Raw genomic sequence first — 11,910 nt, forward strand, 5'->3', positions numbered from 1 at the left:
GGGTCGTCGACTTGCTTTCTTAAAACTACATTTACTTAAATTCACTCGAAAAAGAACGAGCGAACGCGAAATACGTCGTGATGGATATGAATACACCACATTTTGAACTTGTAAAGGCGGTCTTCCCAAAAACAAAAATTGTGACCGATCATTTTCACATTGTCCAACAAATCACTCGTTCGTTAAATCAGTTGCGAATCAAAACAATGAACATCTTTCAAAAAACGAAACCGACAAAGTATCGACGATTGAAACGATTCTGGAAAATACTCCTTAAGCATGCCTGTGATCTGGATAGTGCCAATTATCAATATGATCGATCCTTTCGTAGACCAGTGACGCAAAAAGCGATCGTTGATGAACTTTTGAGTTATGACGAGCAATTAACAAGGGCTCACGAGACTTGTCAGCTCCTCCTCTATCACTTTGAACACAAGGACAGCCAAAGCTTTTTCGATACGATCAACAGCTTAGATCAACACCTCCCCCAATGGTTTTGTAAGAAGCTAACGTTTTTAAATAAATACAAATTAGGGATTCAATATGCTATAAAAACCAGGTATATTAATGGTGCATTAGAAGGAACAAACAACAAGATAAAAGTGATAAAACGAGTAGCCTACGGATTTAAATCATTGAGAATATGAGAAATAGAATCTTTTTGAGCAATTAATTAAAGTAAGATGACAAAAAATCTGAGTTAAAATTTGATTTTATACAACTCATCACTCCTTATTGACAAAGAGCCTATTTTATTCATTCTGTCTCAGTTATGAATTTAAGTAACTCATCATGCCTTATTAATAAAGGAAAATTTTTCCCTCTATTTCTTAAAAAGCCCCCAAATTGCTATACTCTTTGTACACTATTATTCTGTAAAGTGATTGATTGTAATATTGGATATTTGTTCATAACATTATTATATATATTGGTATCGTTCTTATATTTCACTGTAACAACTAAAGCGTATTCTATTCTATCTCGTGCTTCTGATCTTGATAAACCATGAAGTCTGATAAATGGTTTATTTAAACTAGATATTAATTTGTTGACTCTTTGAGTTTTAGTAGTATCCCATTTTAGTAGCGTTCTTCTTCTTTGTCCTTCATCTAAATATTTAGGATTTTCTTTTATTGGATATGAAGCTTTACGATACCCACTTTGAACCAATGCCTCAACTTGTTCCCTATCTTCTTCACGAGACAAATCAATTGTCTTGGTTTTATTAGATTCTCTAAACATATATTTCTCTGAATTTGGATAAAAATCATCTTCTATCCCATATTCTGTGTATCTATCTGTGTGATTAGGATTAACTTTTGTTTTTGTTACCAGAGTCCAAGTGATGGTTGCAACTCGCGCTTCTGTGTTATCTGGAAGTGGGATAGGCAATAATACATAGCCTTTCGCAGATATTTTACCAGAATATAAAATTCTTATTTCATCTTCATTAGATAAAAAAAGTTGCTCTTCTCCTCTATTGAATTCTCCTTTTCCTTCCAACGAGATATCTCTGTCTGATGTTATCTTTAATGCAAGTGAGTGTTCTAAAAGAGCACGTGCTTGCCATACGTTTAATTCTGGATATTGGTCGAGAATAAAACCGAGTTTTCTGGCTATATGCGGTGCTGCAAATGATGTCCCATCAACTTTATTTAATAAATAGCTATAAGAAGAAATTGTGTGTATCGGATCCTTAGGAAGTAATCCCCCATGGTCCACTAAGTCAGGTTTTAGTTTAGCACCTTCTCGACCAGGTCCTATTGAACTATAATCAGTTGTTAATAACTTATCTTCATCATTTACATAATAGGCAGACACTGTCAGATTATTTACTGAATCTCCAGGGATTTGTATCCTCTTTGATATTCCTGAGTCTAATCCTGTATTTCCAGCTGCAATAACAAAGATAACATCATTTTCATAAGATATCTGATCCAATAAGCGTGTTAACGAAGACACAACTTCATCAAGTATTGGTCCTTGTGGTCCAATAGATAAATTCCATACTTTTATATTTGGATACCGAGGCACAACTTCCTTAATTAGCTTATCTACTGTAATTAAGTTAAACTCAACATCAAGATCTGATGGTAGCGCTCTAATACTTTGAATCCTAAACGCAGGTGACAATTCAAGGTTACCCGATTCTTCTAAATCTCCATATAAAAGTACGCTAGCTACAGATGTACCATGTTCTATATATTTTTGACTAGATGGGGCCGAACTCTCATGCAATTGATTTACTGTAGAAAAGAATTCTGTATTTTTTGCCACTCCACCATCAATTAAACCAATCCAAGGCAACTTCTTCAATTCCTCAGTTTCAATTTTATTGTACTTATAATTATTTCTCGTACTTTCTTGAGAAAAAGATGCAGATATAAATTCTCTATTATTAACAGAATAACTTGCTCTTAGTGGGTTGAAACTTTCGATTCGTCTTAATTCATCTTTAGATAGTCTGACAACAATAAATATTACATCTTCATCTGTTTTTAGGACATTGTAACTTTTAGAATCTATACCTAGTTTAGATTCAAATTTTTCGAGTAACTCATCAATATCAGTCACCGAATAGAAAGAAAGCTCATATAAACATTCGTCATCATCTTCGGAATCATAATTTATTAACGGACTCAACAATGAGATTTCTTCCATTCTTCTGATTTCTTTTTTTTGTATTTGTACAGAAGTATCAGAAATGTAATTTCCCAACAAATCAATGCTTTTTTCAGATCCCCTTAAAAAATCTGATCTTCCTTCTTCTCCTTCTTCATCAATCCACGTACAAGAACCAACAACTTCAATTTTTGAATCTCGATAAATTGAAGAAACTTGATATGATTTTGCTAGAAATTGGTGTGGATAGCTAATTTTAAAATAAATATTATCGAGTCTATCATCTATAGACATGGTTTTCACCTTATTTTTCAGCTGATAAAGTTGTGGTAAAAGATGTTCTCTTGCTTCTTCCAATTTTCTTTTAAATTTTTTTTCTTCAATGTCAGGTCCTCCCCCTCTGGATGGATCAGGACCAGACTCGGCTAAAACCTTACCATTAAGAATTAATGGATGCTTCTCCCCCATCTTCTTTCATCTCCTTTAAGTATCTTTGTACAGAACTTTTTGAAATATTAGTTAACTCTCCAATTTCTCTAGTTGTTAGTTTAGGGAAATTTTTATTTACATACTTAACAATCTCTTTCTTTTTTTTGGAATCTATCTTCGAACTAGAAATCTGATTAAAAATTGTTAAGAACATATTTTTATTTTTAAGTACTTGCAAACGCAATCCTTGTTGTGATAAAATTTCAATTTCTGCTGGAGAGAACTGTTCACTAAATTCTGCTAATAATAAAAGTTCTTGTCTAGTTAAACCGTGCTTAGAATATTGATCCCAAAGCTTAATTCTGTTATGAATATCTGGTAAAGTAACGTCTATTTTATCATCAAATCTCCTCCAAACAGCACTATCTAAATTCTCTTTGTCATTTGTAGTAGCAACAATTAGCCCTTCCCCATTCCAATTATCCAAACTTGTTAACAAAGAATTAACGACTCGTCTCATTTCTCCAACATCATTTCCCAAAGATCTACTTGTTGCAATACTGTCAAACTCATCAAATACTATTACAGCTTTTTTGGGTTCGAGTGCTGAAAAAAGTTTTGAAATTGTTTTACCAGAATCACCTAAATAACTCGAAAAAAGTGCAGGTAAATTTACTAAATTAAAGCTAAGGCCTAATTCATAGGCTAAGGCTTCTCCTATAGATGATTTTCCTGTTCCGGGAGGACCATTCAATATGATTTTTTGACTATATCTAATATCTAATTTTCGAAGTTTATCTTTGTTTTTATATGAAGCAATTATATCCTCTATATGGTTAAATACTTCATTATTAAGCACTAATTGAGAAAGCGATTTTGTTGGAATTTTTTGATACATGTATAAACTACTTTCAAAGAGATCTTTTTCACCTTTATATGAGCGAATAATTTTTTGATCTGGATATAAGCCTGCTTGGTGTTTAGATAGAAGCTTAGACATTTTTTCAGCGATGTTTTTTGTAGCATCATCCTTGTTTAACATACGAATCATAGATAAAATAATAGACTCGAGTGAATTGTTGTCATTACCAAAGCTTGCTTCAACTAAATCCGGCAAATAATTAAGAACATTTTTACGCATTGCGCTCCTCCTTTTCGTCCCAAATAAAACCAAATCCATATCGCGGGACAGGATATGGCATATCTATTGATATAACTGAAAAAAAAACGATAATATATCGTCCCACAATTATACAATATAACCATCAATAAAAAAAGAAGAAAAATACAAAGCTAACTGATGTTCGATATTTTTAGTATTACCTATTAATAGTTTTTCTTTTTGAAATATCAAAAATTAGATTATAATGATTTTGACGTCTTATTTTTTGTGATGTTACTATAATTTCAATAATCTCAAATATAAACCTTTTCCCTAATGGTTATCACAGTTTCAATCCCCCATCTAATCCCCTTAATAATTGGTTTTAATTCTTGAATCTCCTTTTTATTTGACAAAAAATCAATTTTTTATTGAAATATTTTTCTTTTTAAAGATTTTACATTATGATTACTTAAGCTAAATTCAATCCCAATAAATCTGTTATCAATCTATCAATTTCTCCATTATCTGATAGATCATTTACAATTACCCATTAGTTTCTTCTTTTATAATCGTGAAAAATCATTCTAAGAAACACACTTTCATTTCTTATTTCACATTCATCATTGACGTAATTGACTACTATATTTGTAAGTGATTGCTCAAAATATTTTGAGCAATCACTTACTTTTGGATAACGTTGTCCATTATAATGTCATTCTCCTATTTTTTTATCTATTTAATTCTAATATAATGTCACATGTTTTTATTTCTGAATACTTTTTCTATTTCTTCGGAATGTTTTTTATTATGTTATTTTCAAGAAGTTATTCCCTGAATTGTTCTCTGTATAACCTTTAAATAGGATACATCCATTCAAAGGTTCCGATAAATCAAAATTAACTATTGTTTAGTTCTCTTGATCGCTGATTGTTCTGCATTAGGACAGTAAATCGATAATAATATATTTTAAAACCTAAAATATCAAATTCATTTTTGACAACTAATCAACCAAAGAACAACAACGAAAAAGGGAGACAAAACGATGTTCATTCTGTCTCAGAATTAATTTTCCCTTTCCATCAGTTCTTTTAAGGACATAAAAACTTTTCATGACACTATTAATTAATTTGCTTAAATAAAAAATAGGCATCCGTAAGTATTAATTTTATTGTATTGCTTAGAATACATTATTCGTCCATTACTTTTAGCTTCGTTTTTACCTCTCCACCGTTCATTTTTTGCTTATAATCATCGATCGAATATGTGGAAATTTTCAATGTGATATTATATTCTCCTTCTTCAAGTTCTTTTGATATAGGTATTGCTTTGACAGCCTTACCCGGCTCAATTAAATCTGTTTTTAATAAAACTTCTTCCGTATCATCCATTATAACTTCAAACTGAAAATATACTGGATTTCCTTCTGGATTATATAGCGCAACGTATGCAGCCCCCTCTCCTTTTTTCGCGACAATTTCATCATACCCTGGAATTGCAATTTTACTATCGTCCCAGTTAGCAGGTCGTTTTAACTTGGATTCATAATCACTTGCCCCTCCATCTAAGCTAGGACCGTTGTCTCTAAATTGTAATCCTCCAACGATTAATAAGACAAGTGCTAATACACTAATCAGTATACCTCCAACTTTTTTCCAGTCTGTCCCATTAATTGCCACATACTCGTCATTATCACAAACTACATAACCTATGTGTCGTTGAAATTTTTTATTTGTCTGAATATTTCCTATGTAATGATACTTTTCTTCTTTCGTATCATCACTCAATAAAGCCACATTTTTTTCTTCATTATTCGTTAATTCACCAATTACTTTAACTTTGTCTTTGAAATTTTTAGAATAAATTTCTCTCATTTTTTTTATTGAATAATATTCCCAAGTGTTGCCATTTTTATCAATAAATTTTTTGTCATAATCCCTTTGTTTTTGATATTTCTTCAACTGTATCTCTCCTTCACAAATTTTTCTGTTACAATATAATTAAAGTTGCTTTTCCTCAAAATAAGACTACAGTGTGCAAATTGTATGCTTTGCCTCCTGTAGCCCATTTTCTAGCTAACTTATGAAAAATATTAATCATTCATAAGTAGTTTTTTTATTTTTTTCCAATACATAATAATACACCCAAGTAAAATCAGAAGTCCCATTTGTACCAAAGTATCACTTTTTAATCCTCCGGTTTTTGGAAAAGTTTTATCTGATGAGGATGGGCTGTTACTAACGTCCCCTTCATTTTTTTCATTAGATTCCTTAAAATGAACTTCCAAAAAAGTATCTTCCGCTAATCCTTTCAGCTTAATTTCTGTCCCATTTCTGCTATCGAAGGTTTGCAAATTATTGATTGTAGTTCCTTGTTTCGTTCGCCAAGTAATACTATCAATCTCAGCATTTTTCTCTGGAACTGCCAATAGAACTTTCTCTTGCCCTACAGGCAACTCATAAATCATTGTCCCACTAGCTATTGTTTGAGAACCATCTACCACCATTCCTGGACCACTCACTGAAACAGAAAGTTTATGTTTCTCAGTAATAGAAACAGTATAAACTACCGGAACTTCTTGATTCTTCTCCGATGCTAATGCTGATTCAAAGGAAGCAACGAAAAACAACAAGAATCCAAGTAAAAGTATACAAATACTTTTTTTCATATTGGTTATCCCCTTTCCTTGAAGACACTTATGGATTATATTCAATAATAAACTGCATCGTCCCTGTATAAGTTGCTTTCTCAACGACAAAGCTTTCACTTGGTGTCTTTAACCTGAAAACTCCTTTTCGGTTTTCATTAGTTAACTCCATCAATGGATCGGCTTTGTCTGTTCCCAACCCAGTTAATTTATCTTCAAATGATTTGTATACATTTACTCTTGCTCTATCTTTAGGATCCTTATCATTGGTCATTGTACAAACTGCATCTGTATAAATAGTTATCTTACCAGAAAATTCTTCATTTGATTTGACAGAAACAATGTCTTTTCCACCTACCATACCCGAAACAAGAGGATTCTGTTTATCTACTGTTATATCTGGATTATAGTCAGGTGAGGTTGGATCAATAGTTGGATCATAATCAGGTGAATTTTCATCGATAACATCACCTAAAGTTAATTGAGACGGAATTTCCACCAAATAATCAGGAGTATCTATTGGGCGAAGTGTGACACTCATTGTACCTGAAAACTTCTGTCTAGGTTCAGGCTCGCTTTCCCATTGATAGCTTACCATTTTAGTTTCAGCAGTTACACCTGTCCAAACCACCTTATTTGATACAGCATCATATAGATATTTTTCTGACTCTACAATATCTTTACTTATACCATCAGGAAGATAGATTGTATTTTCAACAGAGAAAGTGTCTTCACCAAAATAAGGTTCTTCTTTACTCGCTACTTGATTTAACACGGAATACTCAAAAATATTATCTTTGTAACTTTGTATATTACTTAAGGGACGTAAGTCAGTTATAAGATTATTATCAAGATTTAATACTCTTAAACTATCACAGCTTTTCAATGGAGCAACACTTTTAATCTTATTTTTCTGAGCATAAAACTCTTCCAAATTGGAAAGTTGTCCTATCTTTTCTAAATAATCCGAGTCTAGATTTGCACTATTAAGATATAAAATTGTTAGTTGAGTTAACTGTTCGACCTTTTGTGGCGCCTCATTCTCCGAAAGATTCAATTGATCTAATTGTGATAAACCCGCTAGTTGACTCACCTCAGAGATTTTGTTCGTACTTAAATCAATATTACGAGCATTCTCACAATATTCTATACCGGTTAAATTTGAGATACCTAAACCTGAGAGTTCTATCTCATTCAAAGTTGCTAATTCTTTAGCATATACCTCTTGTTCAAATACTGTAGGTCTCTCTTGTGGAATCGTATTTACCACATTAGTCACAAGTCCCTGTTTTAGAGCAGAATCTGGAATAGACACAACTTCCTCACCTTTTGTATTCATTTGAGCTTTATTCACTTCACTCCCAACTGTCAACTCATGAGATAATGCGGTAATATCCTTACCCAAAACTTTGGGTATTCGTATAACATATTCAATTGTCCTCACTTGTTGGTTAGCAGGTAATGTGGTTTGTATTTTTTCTCCTTCAAGGAACTTCGTTGCGTCAATTGTTTGATCATCAGTTTCGGATTCTCCCACATAACTCTTAAAGCTCCCCTTTACAATATATGGCTTGTACCAAAATGGTGACGTACTATTGTCTTCTAAGACCCGTTCATTTCTGAATGACTGATCAGTTAATTGTAAATTTACACTCTTTTCCTCTTCAGTTTCTTGAGTGTTCTTTATCTGATAACGGATTTTCACTTCTTCTTCTTCTTCAAAAATAGAGTTATTAGGTACAACTGTTTCATTTCCTGAACCATCTTTTTTAAGATAAGATACATTTATTTCAGGTTGAGAAGTATAGTTTATTTTTTTTATGTGATAACGAATAGGCGCCTTAAGATATTGTCCATCTTGTTGTCCATCTTGGGACTTATCATGTGCAAAGTCACCGGTACATGCAACTAAAGAAATATATGCGTTATTTTTCAGTCTTTGCGCCATTTCAGAAGAAATTTTTTTTTCAGTAATCCACTCACCAAGAGTAAATGTCATCAAATTTTCTGAGCTGTCCCAACTTATCTTAAAATTTTCTGGAGTTGGAAATGCATAGTCCTCAGCGGGCTCATTATATGAAATAGGTACTAACTTGCTAGTTGATGAAACTCGCGCATTTGCATCTGTTTCATTAATACTTATATGAGGACCTTTAGCATTGGCATCTCCATATATCACTCTATTACTATTATTACTACTTGGAGATGAATCTACTTCTAAAACTACACCGTTATCTAGCGGATTTCCATTATATGCACCAAGCCTAGGTACGTCATATACAGCTAAATTAGCAAATGGCCTTGCACCATTGTACCGATCCTTTCCTGTCGGATCATCATGAAATAAAATAGAAAAACCATGGTGCCATTGGCACCAGTCATCATTGAGATCTTGTCCAGTAAAACGAGTTCTTATTAGTTGGAGAGTTCCTTCAATTTCTAAATCACGGTTAAGATCTACTGCAGGACTTGTCATTACAAATTTTTGTCTCATGTAAGATCCTGCTTCTACAGTTCCTCCATCTATCGTATATTTCGTTTTGTGACCCGCATATTCATGCCACGCGTATTTGAACCAATTATCAAAATTGGGTTCTCCTAAAATATCCGAACTACCAAAATTCACCTCACTACTTAGTCCCAACGAATCATCGTTTTCATCCAACGACACTCCACCACTTTCTGTTTCCGAAGTTGCAGGATCAGTATTTTCAGTACGAGATGTGTCCTCTAGTTGCACAGAAAATGACCATACAATTTCACCAGAAAACTCTCCTTTTCCAGTATCATGTTTAAACATTGCCTGATAATTTTGCTGACCATTTTTCAAATCACAAAGATAAATATCTCCTGATTCTGTAAGTTGTGATTGTGGGGTTAAATCAGAAATAGTTTGTCCATGAATATCCTTTAATGGATTTTCTATGGTTATCTCGGATTTAGTTATTAGAGGGATATTTTTTTCTATTTTTTGTTCTGAAATATTCAAAGATTCTAATTGATTTAACGCACTTAATGGTGATAAATCAACAATACTATTTGAGGAAAGGTTGATACTTTTTAAGTTTTTTAAGTTTTCTATACCAGCTAAATTGCTTATCCCTTTATTACTTAAATCAATATTTTCCAAAAGTAGTAAATTTTCTGTAGTTAGTTGTTCATACTTGTTTTGCTCTAAACTTAATTTATTTACTTCTATTAAAAGATTATCGTACAAATTTTTATCCTTAAAACCTAAAGACAACTCTTCTTGAGCATTTTCGTTTGCACTTGCAATATTGGGGACTAAAGCATTTATAACGATAGCTCCCACAAGAGTTATTATTAGAAAAAGAGAAATATATTTTTTCTTTTTCATAAGTCATCCTCCTTTCTTAAAGAAGAGAGCCAGAAAAGATTTTCCTTTTCCGGCCCCCTTAGTCACTCTTGTCTCTTACTGTTTTTCTACGGTGTAAGTTAATGTATCTGTAAATTGACCAACTTTATTTGTTGTCCCAGTAAGTGTTGCTAGACCAGGAATCTTTGCTGTTGTATCACTTCCACCAGTCAACGTCCCAACTTCAACATCACCTGTTGTCATTACTTTAGATCCATATCCTACTTGATAGTCAATTTCTGCATCATCTTTTGTCAGTTTATAGCCGTTAGTTGATGCAAGTTTTACTCCTACATTCAAGCTACTATCAGTATGTTGATTTCCATCCATGTCTTGTAATTCAACTGTAACGTCAACTTTTTTTCGTTCTTCATTGAAGCTCACAGCAGACGGAATTGCAACTTGCCATTGTGGGTCACCTGGATTGTCTGGATCAGGAATTGTATTTTGATTAGAATAAATAACTTTAACATCTTTTTCACCAGGTGTTGCAGCAGATACTACAGAAGGCACCGCGACACTACTCAAAATTGCCCCAATTGCTAAAGTACTTAGTAAAATTTTTTTCATACAAAACACTCCTCTTATTAAGTTACTTGAATAATTTTGTCCCTAGGCCTTTCGGACAAATTTATATTAGCATTTTAAAATGAAACTTCTTTTCTTTTTATTTATTAATTTAACAGTCCTACTAAAAAAAAAAAAAAATGATATAATAAATTTAAGAATACTGAGAAGTTAGTATCGAAAGGATTTAGTCTGCATTCATAAAGATAGATAAATTAGCTAGCTTAATTTTTGTCACAAATAATAGTCTATTTTCGATTCATTAAACTAGAAAATACTATTTTTTACTTTTTTTTAATCCGATTGATTTGTCCCACCAAAAATAAAAAAATTGGTACAAATATATAACTTGTTTTTTATCCAAATATCTTTCTTTAATTAAGATTTTAGGACTTCTTAATTGGTTCTTTTGCACACCAAGAAAGTTATCGGTCTATCCTTACTTTATGCAAGAGTATAACTAATATCACCAATCATGAAGATAATAAAACGAGTATTCTACGGATATAAATCATTCGATAACATGAGAATTAGAAACTTTTTGATCAATTAATTAATCAAAGTAAGATAGTAAAAAGCCCTAGAAGGGCTCACCACTCTCTAGCCCCTTAAAAGGGGCTTTTTAAATGACCACCAACCGCTCACAGCCCTATCTCTCTTTAACTATTTAAATGGATCTACATACTCTTGTTTACTTATACTATCTCTTATTCGATCATCTGCTTCTTGTTCTCGAATATATTTTTCAATTGTTTTTTGATTTAACCCAACCGTACTCACATAGTATCCTTTGGACCAAAAACTTTTATTCCCATACTAATATTTCAAATTCGCATGTTTTTCATGGATTAAGGTTGCACTTCGTCCTTTTAAGTAGCCCATAAAACTAGAAATACTAATCTTTGGTGGTATTCTTACTAACATATGAATATGGTCAGGCATGGCATGAGCTTCAATGATTTCAACATCTTTCATCTCACACAATTTTCTTAATATCTGACCAATACTTACTCTTAACTTTCCTTAAATCACTTTTCGTCAATACTTCGGGGTGAAGACTATGTGAACCTTACAATTCCATCTGGTATGTGCTAAACTTTTATCGTCGTTAGACATAAAAAAACTCCTTTCGATCTGATATGCGGTTGGTAGCCACTATTAGTATAT

At 32.5% G+C, this 11,910-nt stretch carries 7 protein-coding genes and 1 pseudogene; 1 reads left to right on the top strand and 7 read right to left on the bottom strand.

The annotated features are described in order from the left end of the window. Positions 1 to 80: 80 nt before the first annotated feature. The gene (locus tag IGK61_RS12695; protein ID WP_438844911.1) at positions 81 to 647 is read left to right on the top strand and encodes a transposase; all 567 of its coding nucleotides are present in this window, start codon (positions 81 to 83) and stop codon (positions 645 to 647) included. Between the two features lie 202 nt (positions 648 to 849). Here IGK61_RS12695 and IGK61_RS12700 read toward each other — a convergent pair whose 3' ends face one another. The 7 genes and pseudogenes from IGK61_RS12700 to tnpA all read right to left on the bottom strand — a co-directional run bounded on the left by IGK61_RS12700 (position 850) and on the right by tnpA (position 11,859). Continuing rightward, entirely contained in the window at positions 850 to 3,090 is a 2,241-nt protein-coding gene (locus tag IGK61_RS12700; protein ID WP_438844912.1) for a S8 family peptidase, read from the bottom strand. Further along, entirely contained in the window at positions 3,062 to 4,192 is a 1,131-nt protein-coding gene (locus IGK61_RS12705; protein ID WP_430601481.1) for an AAA family ATPase, read from the bottom strand. The genes IGK61_RS12700 and IGK61_RS12705 overlap by 29 nt, the downstream gene beginning before the upstream one ends. 1,151 nt (positions 4,193 to 5,343) lie before the next feature. After that, on the bottom strand, positions 5,344 to 6,114 hold the full coding sequence (locus IGK61_RS12710) for a hypothetical protein (protein WP_430601480.1): 771 nt from the start codon (positions 6,112 to 6,114) through the stop codon (positions 5,344 to 5,346). Positions 6,115 to 6,245: 131 nt separating this feature from the next. Continuing rightward, positions 6,246 to 6,821: an LPXTG cell wall anchor domain-containing protein gene (locus IGK61_RS12715; RefSeq protein ID WP_430601479.1), complete on the bottom strand. Its 576-nt coding sequence runs from the start codon at positions 6,819 to 6,821 to the stop codon at positions 6,246 to 6,248. 28 nt (positions 6,822 to 6,849) lie between these two features. Next, positions 6,850 to 10,158 (bottom strand): leucine-rich repeat domain-containing protein, encoded by a 3,309-nt coding sequence (locus IGK61_RS12720; protein WP_438844913.1) that lies wholly within the window; start codon positions 10,156 to 10,158, stop codon positions 6,850 to 6,852. A gap of 75 nt (positions 10,159 to 10,233) precedes the next feature. Then, complete coding sequence (locus tag IGK61_RS12725; protein WP_438844914.1) at positions 10,234 to 10,746, bottom strand: hypothetical protein; 513 nt, start codon at positions 10,744 to 10,746, stop codon at positions 10,234 to 10,236. 660 nt (positions 10,747 to 11,406) lie between these two features. Continuing rightward, a pseudogene (gene tnpA / locus IGK61_RS12730) lies at positions 11,407 to 11,859 on the bottom strand (IS200/IS605 family transposase). Positions 11,860 to 11,910 lie beyond the last annotated feature (51 nt).

Origin of the sequence: Enterococcus sp. AZ063 (genome assembly GCF_051715045.1) — a bacterium.
Classification (GTDB): domain Bacteria; phylum Bacillota; class Bacilli; order Lactobacillales; family Enterococcaceae; genus Enterococcus_D; species Enterococcus_D casseliflavus.